We start from the raw sequence: 15625 nt of genomic DNA, 5'->3' as shown, positions 1-15625 counted from the left end.
GGCGGTGCCTGCCATGGCGCTGGTGCTGGCCGGGCTCGCGGCTGTGTCGGTGGTGCGCGACAGGGACAAGCCCCCGCAGCGGTCCGCCACCCAGCAGGGAACGCGAGGGGAGCCGGGGGAGTACCCGTCCAGCTCGCCCACTCGCTCCGGACCGTTGCCGGTGTTCCCCGGCATGACACCGAGCACCGTCATGGACGCCTGGGCCGGGCGGTGGCCCGTCCCGGTGACGGTGGACGGCTCGCTGCACATCATCAAGGTGACCCTGCCCGGTAAGCAGGGCCAGTTGTCGGCCGCGGTCGGTCAGCCCTCGAAGGACCGCAAGAACGAGGTGGCCCAGGTCCTCTGCATGGTCAAACTGGCCGGTGCCGTGCAGCGGCAGTTGTTGCAGACGCTTGTCGACGGCTGCATCGGTCCGGTCCTCGGGGCGAAGGAACGCAGGGCGGTGCTCGACTGGCTGATCGGCGTCGACTTTTCCGCTCCGACGTACGAGTTCCGGCGGACCTCCGGGTACGAGCTACTCGCCAACCACAACTCCGACGAGAACTTCGCGCTCAACCTGTTCGCGCGTTGACCCGGGCGACACGCCGGTCGACGGCTGACCGGTCCCCCATTGGCCGCCGGACGGGCGGTAACTGAACAGAACCGCACCGACGCTCGCGTTCGCGGACCATGATGAGCGCGTGGGCGCACTCATGACACTGGACCTGCCGGCCGACTCGCCGATGCTCGGCCTGCCGTGGATCATCACCTTCGGGCCGCTGGGCGACCTCGACGAGTGGGAGCCGGTGGTCTGCGGGCCGTACGAACGGCCGCACGCGTTGGCGTTGGCCGAGGCGGTGGTGGCCGAGGAGCAGTTGATGGCGGTTGTCGAGCCGCTGCTGCCGGCGCTGTCGGCCGACGAGATCCGCAGCGAGATCGCCGCCGCCCAGGTGGCCGCCGAGGACGAGGTCCGGCAGGTCGAGGGAGCGGACCTGTACGGAGACTTCGAGGACGTGATCGACGAGGAGTTGGACGCGGCGGCCGACGAGGCGGGCCACGGTGAGCCCGCCGAGCCGCCGGACGAGGCCGAGGTGCGTGCCGGCTTCACCCGGATCGCGGCGCTGCTCACCGCGAAGTGACGCGACCGCTCAGCGGGTCGGCGGCCCGTCCAGCACGCAGAACTCGTTGCCCTCGGGGTCGGCGAGCACGGTGAACCGCTCGGTGCCGGTCTGGCCGACGTCGACGTGCCGCGCGCCGAGGCCCACCAGCCGACGTACCTCCGCCTGCGGGTCGGTGTCCGCGACCAGGTCGAGGTGGAGACGGTTCTTGCCCTGCTTGGCGGTGCCGGAGCCCTGCAACCAGATGGTGGGCGCGGCGGCGGACGGCTGCTCCGGCGGCCAGAGCTTGGCGCTGCCGTCGTCGCCCTGCTCGACCTCGTAGCCGAGCACCGCCGACCAGAACGCGACCATCACGTCCAGGTTCTCGACATCGATCGTGTACTGCGCCATCCGTACCGCCATGGGGTTCACCTCCGTCGCGACGGCGATACCCACGGGGGCGACGAGGCACACCACCTGTCGCACACGGACACCGGCGCCGCGCGGAGCGGACTCCGCGTGACGCCGGTGCACCTCACCCCCCACCACAAGGGGCCGGTAGCCCAGTCGCCCGTTGGCGCGGGGCACGACGGACGACCAGGTCGAGTTGGGCTTACCCGCTCAGCGCCGTTCCAACCAGGCGGACGCGTCGATGGGCAGCAGGTGATCGGTGAGCGGCGCGCTCGCGACGATGGGCTCGCCGTACCCGTCGATGGCCACTGGCGCTCCGCTGAGGTTGACGACGCAGGTCAGCGCGGTGGTGCCCGCGGTGCGGGAGAAGGCCAGCACGCCCGGTTCGGCCGGCAGCCAGGTGACCTCGCCGGCGTCGACGGCAAGCGCCGGGTGTTCGTGACGGATACGCAGGGCGGCCCGGTACAGCTCCAGCGTCGAGTCGGGCGTACCGGCCTGCGCGGCGACCGACAGGGCACGCCAGGTCGCGGGTGCGGGCAGCCAGCTCAGCTCGCTGCCGGCCGGCCCGAAGCCGTACGGCGCCAGCTCACCGCTCCACGGAATCGGCACCCGGCAGCCGTCGCGGCTCTCGCCGGTCCGCAGGAACGCCGGGTCCTGGCGCAGTTCGTCGGGGAGGTCGAGAACCTCGGGCAGGCCCAACTCCTCGCCCTGGTAGAGGTAGGCGCTGCCGGGGAGGGCGAGCATGAGCAGGCTGGCGGCGCGGGCCCGGCGCAGCCCCTCGGCGCCGTCGCCGTAGCGGGTGACGTGCCGCTGCTTGTCGTGGTTGGACAGCACCCAGGTGGTGGGGGCGCCGACGACTGTCGCCTCGGCGAGGGCGGTGTCGATCACCTTGCGGAACGAGTCGGCCGACCAGGTGGCGTCGAGGAAGTCGAAGCTGAACGCCTGGTGCAGCTCGTCCGGGCCGATGTAGCGGGCCAGCCGCTGCGGTGTCTCGGCCCACGCCTCGGCGACAGCCATCCGGCCGCCCGGGTAGCTGTCCAGGATGGGCCGCCACGCGCGGTAGATCTCGTGCACCTCGTCCTGGTCGAAGTAGGGCAGGCGGGCCCTGCCGAGCAGGTCGACCTGGCGCTGCCCGGTCGTCGCCGTGCCGAAGCCGACGTCCGGCAGCCCTTCGGCCTTGATCATGCCGTGGGCCACGTCGACGCGGAAGCCGTCCACGCCCCGGTCCAGCCAGAACCGCAGGACGTCCTCGAACTCGGCGCGGACCTCGGGGTGGCGCCAGTTCAGGTCCGGCTGGGCCGGGTCGAACAGGTGCAGATACCACTGGCCGTCGGCGATCCGGGTCCAGGCCGGGCCGCCGAAGATGCTCTCCCAGTCGTTGGGGGGCCTGTCGCCGTGCTCGCCCCGGCCGTCGGCGAAGTGGTAGCGGGCGCGCTCGGGCGAGCCGGGGCCGGCGGCGAGGGCGTCGACGAACCAGCGGTGCGCGCTGGAGGTGTGGTTGGGCACCAGGTCGACGATGATCCGCAGGCCGAGGGCGTGCGCGTCGGTGATCATCGCGTCGAAGTCGGCGAGCGTGCCGAACATGGGGTCGACGTCCCGGTAGTCGGCGACGTCGTAGCCGCCGTCGACCATGGGGGAGGTGTAGAAGGGGGTCAGCCAGAGGGCGTCCACCCCGAGGTCGCGCAGGTACGGCAGCCGCTCCCGGATGCCCGCGAGGTCGCCGACGCCGTCGCCGTCGCTGTCGGCGAAGCTGCGCACGTAGACCTGGTAGACGACCGCCGAGCGCCACCAGTCGTCGTCGGTGCGGGGCGGGGTGATGGTGCTGACGGCCATTGGTGATGTTTCCCCGTCTGTCTCAGGCTCGGGCGCGGCTGTCTGAGCAATATGCCGCCCGCCTCTGCAAGAGTCAAGCAGATCTTGCGTAAGGAAATCGCACGGCGGCCGGGGCGACAGCTGTCGAGCCCCGCGCGACCAGCTCGGGGCGGAACAGGTACTCCGAGTGCGGGGCGCCGTGCCCGTTGATCTCGTCCACCAGGGCCCGGACCGCGGCGACCGCCATGGCGATGACTGGCTGCCGCACGGTGGTCAGCGGCGGGTCGGTGAACGCCATCAGCGGCGAGTCGTCGTAGCCGACCACGGAGAGGTCGCCCGGAACTGTCAGACCGCGTTGCCGGGCTGCCCGCACCGCGCCGAGCGCCATCAGGTCGGAGCCGCAGACCAGGCCGGTGACGCCCCGGTCGAGCAGGCGGCCGGCCGCCGCCTCGCCACCCTCCACACCGAACAGCGTCAGCTCGGCCAGCGGGCCGAGGTCGGCCTCGGCGACGCCGGCCAGGCGCGTCATCGCCGCCCGCCAGCCGGCCACCTTGCGCTGCACCGGCACGAACCGGTCCGGGCCGGTGATCAGGCCGATCCGCCGGTGCCCGAGCGCGACGAGGTGGGCCACGGCGAGTTCGGCGGCCTCCCGGTCGTCGCAGGAGACGAAGGGGGCGCCGATGCCGGGGACGTACCCGTTGATCATCACGACCGGCAGCGGCCGGGCGATCAGCGCCCGGTAGCGGTCGTGGTTGGCTGCGGTGTCGGCGTGCAGGCCGGAGACGAAGACGATCCCCGAGACCTGCCGGTCCAGCAGCATCTCCACGTATTCGTCCTCGGTCACGCCGCCGGCGGTTTGGGTGCAGAGCACCGGGGTGAACCCGCTCTGCGCCAGCGTCGACTCGATGACCTGCGCGAACGCGGGGAAGATCGGGTTGTCCAACTCGGGCACCACCAGGCCGACCAGGCCGGCGCTGCGCTTGCGCAGTCGGGCCGGTCGCTCGTAGCCGAGGACGTCGAGGGCGGTCAGGACGGCCTGTCGGGTCTCCGGGGCCACGCCGGGGCGGTCGTTGAGCACCCGCGACACCGTGGCCTCGCTGACTTCGGCCTGCTGGGCGATGTCGGACAGTCGAGCGCGCATGGCGGCACTTTAGCCCACCGGCAAGTTCTTGCGGGGCGCTCTGCAAGCCCTTCCATTATCTGCAACGTCTTGCTAACGTCCCCGCAACATAGGCGAGCAGCGGCGCAGCATCGCTGCGTCGGTTGGCAAAAACTTTCAACTTCCCACTGGCGGACCGCCCTTCCCCCGGCGGCTCCGCCATGACGACAGGAGTACCGATGCGCATCCGTACCGCGGGTGTGGTCGCCCTCTTCACCCTGGCGCTCGCCGCTTCCGGCTGCGGTGGCGACGACAAGAGCGACAAGCCAGGCGCCGGCGCCTCCCCCCAGGCCGCCGGCGGCAAGCTCGTGATCTGGGCCGACGACAAGCGGACCGCCGCCCTCAAGCCGTTCACGGACAAGTTCGGCCAGGAGAACGGCGTCACCGTCGAGGTGCAGGCCGTCCCCAACGAGGACCTCCAGAACAACTTCGTGACCGTGTCGAGCCAGGGCGGCGGCCCGGACGTGGTGATCGGCGCGCACGACTGGATCGGCAACCTGGTCCAGAACGGTGCCATCGACCCGGTGCAGCTGCCCGACGAGCAGAAGGCCACCTTCAACGAGACCGCCATCAAGGCCGTCACGTTCAACGGCCAGCTCTACGGCGTGCCGTACGCGCAGGAGAACCTCGCGCTGATCCGCAACACCGACCTGGCCCCCGAGGCGCCGAAGACGATCGAGGACCTGGTCGCCACCGGCAAGCAGCTCAAGGCGCAGAAGAAGGTCACCGAGACGCTCTGCCTGCAGGTCGGCCAGAAGGGCGACGCCTACCACATCTACCCGCTGTACGCCTCGGCCGGCGGTTACCTCTTCGGCACCACGGCGAACGGCGACTACGACCCGAAGGACCTCGGCGTGGGCAAGCCGGAGTCGATCGCCGCGTTCAAGAAGATCGCCGCGCTCGGCGAGAAGGGCGAGGGCGTGCTGAAGCGCTCGATCGCCGACACCAACTCGACAGCCACCTTCACCAGCAAGAAGTGCGCCTTCCTGGTCTCCGGACCGTGGGCCACCGCCGACGTCAAGAAGGCGGGCATCACGTACGACATCTCCGCCGTTCCCGGCTTCGCCGGTGGCAAGCCCGCCGCCCCGTTCGTCGGCGTCCAGTCCTTCTACGTCGCCGCCAAGGGCAAGAACAAGGCTCTGGCCCAGGAGTTCGTCGCCAACTACGTCGCCAAGCCGGAACTGGCCGTGGCGCTCTACCAGGCCGACCCGCGCCCGCCGGCGCTGACCGCCGCGCTGGACCAGGTCAAGGGCAGCGACCCGGACCTAGCCAAGTTCATCGAGGCCGGCAAGAACGGCCAGGTGCTCCCCGCCATCCCGGCCATGGCCGCGATCTGGGACCCGTTCGGCAAGGCGGAGGCCGCAGTCATCGGCGGCGCCGACCCGACCAGCACGGTCACCGCTGCCGGCAAGACGATCGCCGGTTCGATCAAATAATGAGTATGCCGCCGTCCGGCCCGGGGTCTGTCCAGCAGACCCCGGGCCGGGGGCCCGTGGGTAGCGGGTCCCCGCGCACGTCCCGTACCGCGCGGAACCACGCGCCGATCACCGCGGCCGGCCTCGCCGCGAAGGTGATCCTGCTCGGCCTGGTGGCCGGAATCGCGATCTGGGCGGCCTTCCCGCTCGTGGAGGCCGGGCAGTGGATCGGGCTGGCGGTGCTGGTGGTGACCACCGCCGCGCTGTTCTATTTGTACGCGGGCCGCCGGCACGTCCCGGCGAAATACCTCGTACCGGGCACGCTCTTCCTGATCGCCTTCCAGATCGTGCCGGTGCTCTACACCGCGAGCACGGCCTTCACCAACTTCGGCGACGGCCACCGGGGCAGCAAGGACGACGCGATCGTCGCCATCGAGAGCTCCTCGGTGAAGCAGGTCCCGGGTTCCACCCAGTACCCGCTGTCCGTCGCCACCACTGGCGACCCCGCCACCGGCGACCTGGTCTTCCTCATCACCGACCCGGAGACCAACACGGTCTCCGTCGGCGACACCGCTGGCCTGCGCCCGCTCGACCCCGACGCGGTCACCGTCGCCCTCGGCGGAAAGGTCACCGCGGCCGACGGCTACACCGTGCTGACCATCGGCCAGGCCAGCGCGCGCAGCAAGGACATCACCGACCTGGTGGTGCCGACCGCCGGCGGCGCGCTGCGCTCGTCCGGCCTGTCCCGGGCGTACGAGGGCAAGGCCGTGCGGGCGTACGACGCGGGCTGCGACTGCGTCCGGGACAGTGACAGCGGCAGGACCTGGACCGCGGATGGCGAGGCCGGCGCGTTCGTCGCCACCGACGGCGAGCGGCTGGCCCAGGGCTGGAAGGTGAACGTCGGGCTGTCCAACTTCACCCGGGTGCTCACCGACGAGCGGATCTCCGGGCCCTTCCTCGGAACGCTTGTCTGGAACTTCGCCTTCGCGATCGGCTCCACCGGCGGCACGTTCATCCTCGGCATGCTCATCGCGCTCGCGCTGCACTCGCCCCGGATGCGGGGCACCAACCTCTACCGGATGCTGCTGATCCTGCCGTACGCCATGCCGTCGTTCGCGATGCTGCTGGTCTGGCGGGACATGTTCAACACCGACTTCGGGCTGATCAACAACCTGTTCGGGCTCGGCGTCGACTGGTTCGGCCAGGACTGGACGGCCCGCGCCGCGGTGATCCTGGTGCAACTCTGGCTCGGCTACCCGTACATGTTCCTGGTGGCCACCGGCGCGCTCCAGGCCATCCCGCGGGAGCTGACCGAGGCCACCTCGGTCGACGGGGCCTCACCCTGGCAGTCGTTCCGGGCGGTCACCCTGCCGCTGCTGCTGGTCGCGCTCTCGCCGCTGCTGATCTCGTCGTTCGCGTTCAACTTCAACAACTTCAACGCGATCTACCTGACCACCGAGGGTGCGCCGTTCCCGGCGGACAACCCCAGCAACGGGGCCACCGACCTGCTGATCACGTACACCTACCGGCTGGCGTTCGGTGGGCAGGCCGCCCAGTTCGGCTTCGCCGCGGCGGTCTCGCTGTTCATCTTCGCCATCGTCGCGGTGGTGTCGGCGGTCAGCTTCCGGCGGACCCGGCAACAGGAGGAGGTGTACGCGTGACCACGCTCACCGGCACGAGCCGCCCGACGGCGGTCGACCGCCCGGCGCGAAGGCGGAGGAACCGCTGGTTTGCGCAGGTCGGCTGGCGGCACCTGGTCGGCCTGCTCGGCGTGCTGTTCAGCCTCTTCCCCCTCGTCTTTGTCGTCTCGGCGGCGCTCAACCCGCTCGGCACCCTCTCCTCCACCGAGCTGGTGCCGACCGGCGGGGTGTCGTTCGAGAACTTCGGGGACCTCTTCGCCCGCACCGATTTCGCCAACTGGTTCCTGAACTCGCTGCTCATCGCGGGGGGCGCGTCGTTCGCCTCGGTGTTCCTCTCGGCGCTCGCGGCGTACGCCTTCTCCCGGATGCGCTTTGCGGGGCGACGGGTGGGGTTGCTGTCGCTGCTGTTGATCCAGATGTTCCCGCAGTTCCTGGCGATCGTGGCGATCTTCCTGATCTTCGGCACGATCACCGACCTGTGGCCGGCGGTCGGCTTCAACACCCCGTGGGGTCTGCTGCTGCTCTACCTGGGTGGAGCGCTGGGCGTGAACACCTGGCTGATGAAGGGCTTCTTCGACACCCTGCCACGGGAGCTGGACGAGTCGGCCACCATGGACGGCGCCTCGCACGCACAGGTCTTCTTCCGGATCATGCTGCCGTTGGTGGCGCCGATCCTCGCGGTGACCGGGCTGCTCGCGTTCATCAACACCATCAACGAGTTCCTGATGGCGAGCGTCTTCCTCACCGACACGGACGCCAAGACCCTCGCGGTCGGCATGCGGGGCATGCTGCAGGGCGGCGAGCGGAACACCAACTTCGGGATCTTCGCCGCCGGCACCCTGCTCACCGCGATCCCGACAGTGCTGGTGTTCCAGTTCCTCCAGCGCTTCATCGTCTCCGGCCTCACCTCCGGCGCGGTGAAGGGGTGAGCCCCCTCGACGCGCCGACCGGCCGACCCCCTACTACGAACCGTCGTTGATGGGGGAGGATGGGCGGCGTGGAAGCACTGCGACTCATTCTCCTCTATGTCCATCTGATCGGCTTCGCCCTGCTGCTCGGCGGTTCGATCGCCCAGTACGTCAGCGGGAAGCTGCGCATCAACTCCGCCATGCTCTGGGGCGCCGTGATCCAGTTGCTGACCGGCCTCGGACTCTCCGCGCCGCTGCGCGGCGGCGGTGACGACGAGCCGGACCCGGCGAAACTTGTGACGAAGTTGGTGATCGCGCTGCTGATCTTCGTCATGGTCTTCTTCTCGCGGAAGCGGGACGTGGTCAACCGTGGCCACTTCCTCGCGATCGTCGGCCTGACCCTGGTCAACGCGGCGGTCGCCGTCTTTTGGCGGTAGCGTCCGGGGAGGGGATGACCTCCGCCGAACCGGACGTTCGGGACGCCTTGATGCTCGGCTACCAGCACGAAGAGTGACTTGCCCCACCCAAGGGTTACACCCGGGTAACAGGCGCTCAACAGTCGTGCACGATTGTCGGCCGGTGGGTGGGCGCGGGCGTACGCTCCCGTCCGTAACGTGGGACAGCCGGCGGCACACCCGCAGGTCGGCTGATGGGCTGCCACCGCACTAGGCGCGGTGTGCAATGGGAAGGAGACGTCTTGCGCTCGGTGCGTGGGATGCGGATCGCCTCGATCTTCGCGGTAGGTGGGCTCGTGCTCAGCGCCGCCGCGTGTGGCGAGGCCCCCGATGATGACAAGAACGCCGGCAGTGGCGCCAAGAAGTTCAGCGCCTGCATGGTGACCGACGTCGGCGGCATCGACGACAAGTCGTTCAACACCTCGGCCTGGAAGGGCCTGCAGGAGGCCAAGGCCGCCAACGACAACATCGACATCAAGTACGTCGCGTCGAAGGCCGAGGCCGACTACGAGCCGAACCTGACGCAGTACGTCAACCAGAAGTGCGACTTCATCCTGGCCGTCGGTGGCCTGATGGCCAACGCGACCTCGAAGATCGCCAAGGCGAACCCGAACCAGCAGTTCGGCATCGTGGACGCCAACCCGGGTGACGCCAACGTCTACCCGATGCAGTTCGACACCGCCCAGGCCGCGTTCCAGGCCGGCTACCTGGCCGCCGGGATGAGCAAGAGCGGCAAGGTGGGCACCTACGGTGGTCTGCCGATCCCGCCGGTGACGATCTTCATGGACGGCTTCGTCGACGGCGTGGCGCACTACAACAAGACCAAGGGCAAGAACGTCCAGGCGCTCGGCTGGAACAAGGAGACCCAGAAGGGCTCCTTCACCAACGACTTCGCCAAGCAGGACGAGGGCAAGAAGGTCTCCGACGCGCTGGTCGCCCAGGGCGCGGACATCATCATGCCGGTCGCCGGCGGCTCCGGCCTCGGCACCACCTCGGCGGCGAAGGCCTCGGGCGGCAAGTACAACACCATCTGGGTGGACGTCGACGGCTGCGAGAGCACCCCGGACTGCGCCGCGATCATCACCACCGTGGTCAAGAACATCCCGGAGGCCGTCAAGGAGGCCGTGGTGAAGGCCGCCGGTGGCGAGAAGCTGCAGGCCAACCCGGGCTTCGTCGGCACCCTGGCCAACACCGGTGTCTCGATCGCCCCGTACCACGACTTCGACAGCAAGGTTCCGGCCGAGCTGAAGGCCGAGGTCGACAAGATCAAGGCGGACATCGCCGCCGGCACCATCACCGTCACCTCGAAGGCCCAGCCGACCAAGTGACAACCGCCCGGCCGCTCCGATGAGATCATCGCAGGAGCGGCGGGGTACAGGTACGACCGATCCGGCCGCTCCGGCCCGCGGGTGACCACCCGTGGGGCCGGAGCGGCCGATCGCGCGCCACGGTGACCGGCCTGGTCCGGCCCGGTCGACCAGCAGCTACGCTGCACCATCGCTCGCACTCCAGGAGGTTGCGCTGAGACTCGAACTGCGCGGCATCACCAAGCGGTTCGGTGATCTGGTCGCCAACGACCACATCGACCTGACGGTGGAGCCTGGAGAGATTCACGCCCTGCTCGGCGAGAACGGCGCGGGCAAGTCGACCCTGATGAACGTGCTCTACGGGCTCTACCAGCCCGACGAGGGCGAGATCCTGGTCGACGGCACGCCGCTGAAGCTGAAGGGCCCGTCCGATGCCATCGCGGCCGGGATCGGCATGGTGCACCAGCACTTCATGCTGGTGCCGGTCTTCACGGTGGCCGAGAACATCATGCTCGGCGCCGAGCAGGTCCGGGGCGGCATCGCCGGCTTCCTGGACCGGCGGCGGGCCCGGCGCGAGGTCACCGAGGTGTCCGAGCGCTACAACCTGCGGGTCGACCCCGATGCGGTGATCGAGGATCTGCCGGTCGGCATCCAGCAGCGCGTGGAGATCGTCAAGGCGCTCACCCGCGACGTCGACCTGCTCATCCTGGACGAGCCGACCGCGGTGCTCACGCCCCAGGAGACCGAGGAGCTGTTGACGGTCATGCGGTCGCTGAAGGCGGCCGGCAAGTCGATCGTCTTCATCACCCACAAGCTCGGCGAGGTCAAGGCGATCGCCGACCGGATCACGGTGATCCGGCGCGGAAAGACCGTCGGCACCGCCTCGCCGGAGACGAGCCGCGACGAGCTGGCCGCGCTGATGGTCGGCCGCAGCGTCCGGCTCACCGTGGAGAAGTCGCCTGCCACCCCGGGCGAGCCGGTGCTGGAGGTGGCCGGGCTGGTCGTCGACGACGACCGGCAGATCCGGGCGGTCGACGGCGTGGACCTGACCGTACGCGCGGGCGAGGTGCTCGGCGTGGCGGGCGTGCAGGGCAACGGCCAGACGGAGCTGATCGAGGCGATCATGGGCCTGCGCCCGGTGCTCGCCGGCACGGTCAGCCTGAGCGGCGACCGGATCGACGGCTGGAAGACCAAGAAGGTGCTCCGCGCCGGCGTCGGCTACGTCCCCGAGGACCGCAGCGTGGACGGTCTGGTCAAGGAGTTCAGCGTCGCCGAGAACCTGGTGCTGGACATCTACGACCGGCCGCCGTTCGGTGCCGGGCTCGCCCTCAAGCCGGACGCCATCGCGTCCTCGGCCCGGGAGCGGATCGAGCAGTTCGACGTCCGTACCTCATCTGCGGACGCGGCGGTGGGCACCCTCTCCGGCGGTAACCAGCAGAAGGTGATCGTGGCCCGGGAGCTGTCCCGGCCGCTGAAGCTCTTCATCGCCGCCCAACCGACCCGTGGCGTGGACGTCGGGTCGATCGAGTTCATCCACAGCCAGATCATTCACGAGCGGGACATCGGCACGGCCGTCATGGTGGTCTCCAGCGAGCTTGACGAGGTGGTCGGGCTGGCCGACCGGATCGCGGTGATGTACCGCGGACGGATCATCGGCATCGTCGGTCCGGACACCCCCCGCGAGGAGATCGGCCTCCTGATGGCCGGCATTCGCCCGGACGCCGCTGCCGGCTCCGGCACCCCGGCCGAGCCCGACGCGGCCCCCGCTGCCGCCGGGACCGGCACGACTCCCGCCGCCAGCGAGACCGGCGTGGCCGACGGGAGCCCGGCGAGCGACGCAGGCTCCGCGAACGAGGACGAGGCATGAGCGACAGCAATCCGCAGTCGGGTTCCCCGGACAAGGAGCCGGCGAGCGAGGCGCAGGCGGCGCAGAACGCGCTCGGCAACACCGAGCGGGCCGGCACGACGACCACGCCCGAGGCCCCCGGGTCGCAGCCGAAGCCGTCCCTGGGCCGGCTCTTCCTGGACAACCTCTGGGCGGCCAACACCTTCACGGTGACCCTGCTGTCGCTGGTGCTGGCGATCGTCGTCGGCGCGGTGCTGATGATCGTCTCCGACCCGGACGTGCTGCACACCTACACCTACATCACCGCCCGTCCCGCCGATGCGCTCAACTCGAGCTGGACGCTGGTGAGCGAGGCGTACGCGAACCTGTTCAAGGGCTCGATCTTCGACCCCGAGGCGTTCTCCGGCTGGATGAACGGCAGCAACGGCTGGCAGGCGGTGCTCGCGCCGATCTCCGAGACGCTGACGTACGCCGCGCCGTTGGTCTTCACCGGCCTGGCGGTGGCGCTGGCGTTCCGTGGCGGCCTGTTCAACATCGGCGCGCAGGGCCAGGCCACCATCGGCGTGATCCTGGCCGCGCTGGCCGGCTTCCTGCTGCCGTTGCCGCCCGGCCTGCACCTGCTGGTGGCGGTGCTGGCCGGCGCGCTGGGCGGGGCGATCTGGGGCTTCATCCCGGGCATCCTCAAGGCTCGCGCCGGTGCCCACGAGGTGATCAACACGATCATGCTCAACTACGTCGCCACGTACTTCCTGACCTGGCTCATCGTGCAGAACGGCGTGCAGGACCCGACCCGGACCGACGCGATCAGCAAGGCGGTGGACACCTCCGCCCAGCTGCCGCGCCTGCTCGGCGACAACCTGCGGGTGCACGCCGGCATCCTGCTCGCCGTGCTGGCCACCTGGGCGGTCGCCTGGCTGCTGAACCGGTCGACGCTCGGCTTCGAGCTGCGCGCGGTCGGCGCCAACCCGGACGCCGCGCGGACGGCGGGCATCAGCGTCACCCGGACGTACATCCTGATCATGGTCTTCTCCGGGATCCTGGCCGGCCTGGGCGGCTCGAACATGGTGCTCGGCTCGACGGCCAGCGCGTTGACCCCGCTGGTGGTCGCGCAGATCGGCTTCGACGGCATCCTGGTGGCGCTGCTCGGCCGGGTGAAGCCGTGGGGGGTGCTGCTCGCGGCGCTGCTGTTCGGCGCGCTCCAGGCCGGAGGCAACCGGATGCAGTCGTACTCCGGTATCTCGCTGGAGCTGGTGACCGTGCTCCAGGCGCTGATCGTCATCTTCATCGCCGCGCCGGCCCTGGTGAAGGCGATCTTCCAGCTCCGGGCCGCACGGGCCGCCCGGTTGCAGACGAGCCTGGCGAAGGGCTGGTAACGCATGTCCACCATGGCTGTCCCCGACGTCGCGGTCGCCGCGGTCGACGAGGGCTTCTGGACCCGGACCCGCAAGGTCGGTCTCACGCTGCTGGCGCTCGGTCTGCTGTCGGCGGTGCTCTTCGGGGCGCTCGCCACCGATCAGCAGGCCCGGTTCACGCTCAGCGATGACGCTGCCGGCGCCGCACTGGAGATCAACGGCACGATCGGGGCGATCCTGTTCGGGATCATCGCGATCGCCGCCGGCGCGGCGCTGCTCGCCGGTGTGCCGAAGCGCTGGTTCCTGCCCGTGCTCGCCGTCGGGCTGGTCGGCTTCGTGCTCTCCTTCCTCTGCTGGCAGGTCTCCGCCGCGCCGGCCGGGCAGAACTTCATGCCGCTGGTCAACATCATCCGGGGCACGTTCATCCTGGCCCTGCCGCTGATCTTCGGCGCGCTCGCCGGGGTGCTCTGCGAGCGGTCCGGCGTGGTCAACGTGGCCATCGAGGGTCAGCTGCTGATGGGCGCGTTCAGCGGGGCCCTGTTCGGCAGCATCTCCGGCAACGTCTGGGTGGGTCTGGTCGCCGCCGCCATCGGTGGCGCGTTCATCTCGCTGCTGCTGGCCGTCTTCGCCATCCGCTACCTGGTCGACCAGGTCGTCATGGGCATCGTGCTGAACCTGCTCGCGGTCGGCGTCACCGGCTTCCTCTACGAGCGGTTGATGCAGACCGACGCGGAGAAGTACAACAGCGCGCCGCGCTTCAGCAACTGGGAGATCCCCCTGCTCAAGGACATCCCGGTGCTCGGGCCGGCGCTGTTCCGCGGCAACATCTTCCTCTACGTCGGCCTGCTCCTGGTGCTGGTGATCCACATCGGGCTGTTCCGCACCCGGTGGGGCCTGCGTACCCGGTCGGTCGGCGAGCACCCGATCGCCGCCGACACGCTCGGGGTCAAGGTGCTGCGGGTGCGCTACCGCAACGTGCTGCTGGCCGGCGTGGTGGCGGGCATCGGCGGCGCGTCGTACACGCTGGCGCTCTACTCGTTCACCAAGAACATGATCGGCGGCAAGGGCTTCATCGCGCTGGCCGCGCTGATCTTCGGCCGGTGGAACCCGACCGGGGCGCTGCTCGCCGCGCTCTTCTTCGGCTTCGCCGACCAGCTCGCCACCTATCTGGGCGCGATCAACAGCTCGATCCCCAGCCAGTTCCTGGCCATGCTGCCCTACCTGGCGACCATCCTGGCGGTCGCCGGTCTGGTCGGCCGGGTCCGGGCACCGGCCGCCGACGGCAAGCCGTACATCAAGGGCTGACTCCCCACCCTCCACCCTGTTGACCAAGAGGTTCGCGTCAGGATCGGCGACTTTCCTGACGCGAACCTCTTGATCACCGTGCCGGGGCGCGGCGGGGTGGGTGCGTTCCCCGCCCTGCCTGCTTCTGACCTGGGCTGCTTCGGCAGAATGATGGGATGACCGACATTGACTGGGCGCGGTTGCGCGCCGCCGCCACCGAGGCGATGCGGCACGCGTACGCGCCGTACTCGACGTTCCCGGTCGGCGCGGCCGCGCTGGTCGACGACGGCCGCGTGGTGGTCGGCTGCAACGTGGAGAACGCCGCGTACGGCGTGACGCTCTGCGCCGAGTGCGGAGTGGTGTCCAGCCTGCACGCCACCGGTGGTGGTCGCCTCGTCGCGCTCTCCTGTGTCGACGCGACAGGTGAGCCGCTGATGCCGTGCGGCAGGTGCCGGCAACTGCTCTGGGAGAACGGCGGGCCGGAGTGCCTGATCGAGACGAAGGGCCGCCCGCTGCGGATGGCGGAACTGCTGCCGCACGCCTTCGGTGTGGAGGACCTGGAGGCGGTGACCGGCGAGACCCCGGTGCCGGTGGTCCCGGAGCGGCTGGCCGCCTGGCGTGGACGCGGCACCGTCTTCGTGCACCCGGACCTCTCGGACGGGCAGCAGGTCTGGACGGCGTACTGGGAGCGCTCGGCGGGAGACGACGCGAGCGCCGAGACCGGCGTGCTGGAGGAGGCTCCGAGCTGGGACGACCCGGACGAGGCGATCACCTGGGGGATGGCGCGCACGCCCCGGGTTGTCGTTGTCGACGAGACCGGGACGATCTTCTGGGCCGGCGAGGGGGAGCCGCCTGCTGAGATCCCGGTGCGGTGGGCTGGTGGCTGAGCTTGGGGGGCGGGGGCCGACCGTGCCCGGCTCCGGGCGGTCAGGCTTGATCCCTGCGCCGGGCACGGTCGGC

The 15625-nt window shown here is 70.1% G+C and carries 14 protein-coding genes; 11 read left to right on the top strand and 3 right to left on the bottom strand.

Annotation, left to right across the window (positions count from 1 at the left end):
• Positions 1–13 precede the first annotated feature (13 nt).
• Positions 14–571, top strand: coding sequence for a hypothetical protein (locus tag AB0B39_RS03095; protein ID WP_357573344.1), 558 nt, complete (start codon positions 14–16; stop codon positions 569–571).
• 109 nt (positions 572–680) lie between these two features.
• Complete coding sequence (locus tag AB0B39_RS03090) at positions 681–1118, top strand: hypothetical protein (RefSeq protein WP_357493511.1); 438 nt, start codon at positions 681–683, stop codon at positions 1116–1118.
• A 9-nt stretch (positions 1119–1127) separates the two neighbouring features.
• Here the strand turns inward: AB0B39_RS03090 and AB0B39_RS03085 are convergent, their stop codons facing one another.
• From AB0B39_RS03085 to AB0B39_RS03075, 3 genes are all read right to left on the bottom strand, one after another.
• Positions 1128–1499 carry a VOC family protein gene (locus AB0B39_RS03085; protein ID WP_357573343.1) on the bottom strand — a complete coding sequence of 124 codons (372 nt, stop codon included), beginning with the start codon at positions 1497–1499 and terminating at the stop codon, positions 1128–1130.
• Positions 1500–1697: 198 nt separating this feature from the next.
• Entirely contained in the window at positions 1698–3320 is a 1623-nt protein-coding gene (locus tag AB0B39_RS03080) for a glycoside hydrolase family 13 protein (RefSeq protein WP_357573342.1), read from the bottom strand.
• Between the two features lie 73 nt (positions 3321–3393).
• Complete coding sequence (locus AB0B39_RS03075) at positions 3394–4440, bottom strand: LacI family DNA-binding transcriptional regulator (RefSeq protein ID WP_234585685.1); 1047 nt, start codon at positions 4438–4440, stop codon at positions 3394–3396.
• A gap of 197 nt (positions 4441–4637) precedes the next feature.
• Between AB0B39_RS03075 and AB0B39_RS03070 the strand changes: the two genes are divergently transcribed.
• The 9 genes from AB0B39_RS03070 (at position 4638) to AB0B39_RS03030 (ending at position 15552) form a co-directional block, all read left to right on the top strand.
• Complete coding sequence (locus AB0B39_RS03070; protein ID WP_234585688.1) at positions 4638–5894, top strand: maltose ABC transporter substrate-binding protein; 1257 nt, start codon at positions 4638–4640, stop codon at positions 5892–5894.
• Positions 5894–7534, top strand: coding sequence for an ABC transporter permease subunit (locus AB0B39_RS03065; protein ID WP_357573341.1), 1641 nt, complete (start codon positions 5894–5896; stop codon positions 7532–7534). The genes AB0B39_RS03070 and AB0B39_RS03065 overlap by 1 nt, the downstream gene beginning before the upstream one ends.
• On the top strand, positions 7531–8442 hold the full coding sequence (locus tag AB0B39_RS03060) for an ABC transporter permease subunit (protein WP_234585692.1): 912 nt from the start codon (positions 7531–7533) through the stop codon (positions 8440–8442). The genes AB0B39_RS03065 and AB0B39_RS03060 overlap by 4 nt, the downstream gene beginning before the upstream one ends.
• 68 nt (positions 8443–8510) lie before the next feature.
• Positions 8511–8858 carry a hypothetical protein gene (locus AB0B39_RS03055; protein ID WP_234585695.1) on the top strand — a complete coding sequence of 116 codons (348 nt, stop codon included), beginning with the start codon at positions 8511–8513 and terminating at the stop codon, positions 8856–8858.
• Between the two features lie 278 nt (positions 8859–9136).
• Positions 9137–10204 (top strand): BMP family ABC transporter substrate-binding protein, encoded by a 1068-nt coding sequence (locus AB0B39_RS03050; protein WP_357494255.1) that lies wholly within the window; start codon positions 9137–9139, stop codon positions 10202–10204.
• A gap of 91 nt (positions 10205–10295) precedes the next feature.
• Positions 10296–12050 (top strand): ABC transporter ATP-binding protein, encoded by a 1755-nt coding sequence (locus AB0B39_RS03045; RefSeq protein WP_308195376.1) that lies wholly within the window; start codon positions 10296–10298, stop codon positions 12048–12050.
• Positions 12047–13402, top strand: a complete 1356-nt coding sequence (locus AB0B39_RS03040; protein WP_357573340.1) for an ABC transporter permease — start codon at positions 12047–12049, stop codon at positions 13400–13402. Before AB0B39_RS03045 ends, AB0B39_RS03040 begins: the two co-directional genes overlap by 4 nt.
• 3 nt (positions 13403–13405) lie before the next feature.
• Positions 13406–14686, top strand: coding sequence for an ABC transporter permease (locus AB0B39_RS03035; RefSeq protein WP_357493523.1), 1281 nt, complete (start codon positions 13406–13408; stop codon positions 14684–14686).
• Between the two features lie 155 nt (positions 14687–14841).
• On the top strand, positions 14842–15552 hold the full coding sequence (locus AB0B39_RS03030) for a cytidine deaminase (RefSeq protein ID WP_357493525.1): 711 nt from the start codon (positions 14842–14844) through the stop codon (positions 15550–15552).
• The last annotated feature ends 73 nt before the right edge of the window (positions 15553–15625 follow it).

Origin of the sequence: Micromonospora sp. NPDC049114 (assembly GCF_040648635.1) — a bacterium.
In the GTDB taxonomy this organism is placed as follows: domain Bacteria; phylum Actinomycetota; class Actinomycetes; order Mycobacteriales; family Micromonosporaceae; genus Micromonospora.
The sequence above is the reverse complement of the archived record's forward strand: the minus strand, read 5'-3'. Positions and strand labels throughout refer to the sequence as shown.

What these genes read in the sequence shown, in the direction of transcription:
- AB0B39_RS03095 (WP_357573344.1), top strand. Translation starts at nt 14, where the DNA reads ATGGCGCTGGTGCTGGCCGGGCTCGCGGCTGTGTCGGTGGTGCGCGAC.
- AB0B39_RS03085 (WP_357573343.1), bottom strand. Translation starts at nt 1,499, where the DNA reads ATGGCGGTACGGATGGCGCAGTACACGATCGATGTCGAGAACCTGGAC.
- AB0B39_RS03080 (WP_357573342.1), bottom strand. Translation starts at nt 3,320, where the DNA reads ATGGCCGTCAGCACCATCACCCCGCCCCGCACCGACGACGACTGGTGG.
- AB0B39_RS03075 (WP_234585685.1), bottom strand. Translation starts at nt 4,440, where the DNA reads ATGCGCGCTCGACTGTCCGACATCGCCCAGCAGGCCGAAGTCAGCGAG.
- AB0B39_RS03070 (WP_234585688.1), top strand. Translation starts at nt 4,638, where the DNA reads ATGCGCATCCGTACCGCGGGTGTGGTCGCCCTCTTCACCCTGGCGCTC.
- AB0B39_RS03065 (WP_357573341.1), top strand. Translation starts at nt 5,894, where the DNA reads ATGAGTATGCCGCCGTCCGGCCCGGGGTCTGTCCAGCAGACCCCGGGC.
- AB0B39_RS03050 (WP_357494255.1), top strand. Translation starts at nt 9,137, where the DNA reads ATGCGGATCGCCTCGATCTTCGCGGTAGGTGGGCTCGTGCTCAGCGCC.
- AB0B39_RS03040 (WP_357573340.1), top strand. Translation starts at nt 12,047, where the DNA reads ATGAGCGACAGCAATCCGCAGTCGGGTTCCCCGGACAAGGAGCCGGCG.
- AB0B39_RS03035 (WP_357493523.1), top strand. Translation starts at nt 13,406, where the DNA reads ATGTCCACCATGGCTGTCCCCGACGTCGCGGTCGCCGCGGTCGACGAG.
- AB0B39_RS03030 (WP_357493525.1), top strand. Translation starts at nt 14,842, where the DNA reads ATGACCGACATTGACTGGGCGCGGTTGCGCGCCGCCGCCACCGAGGCG.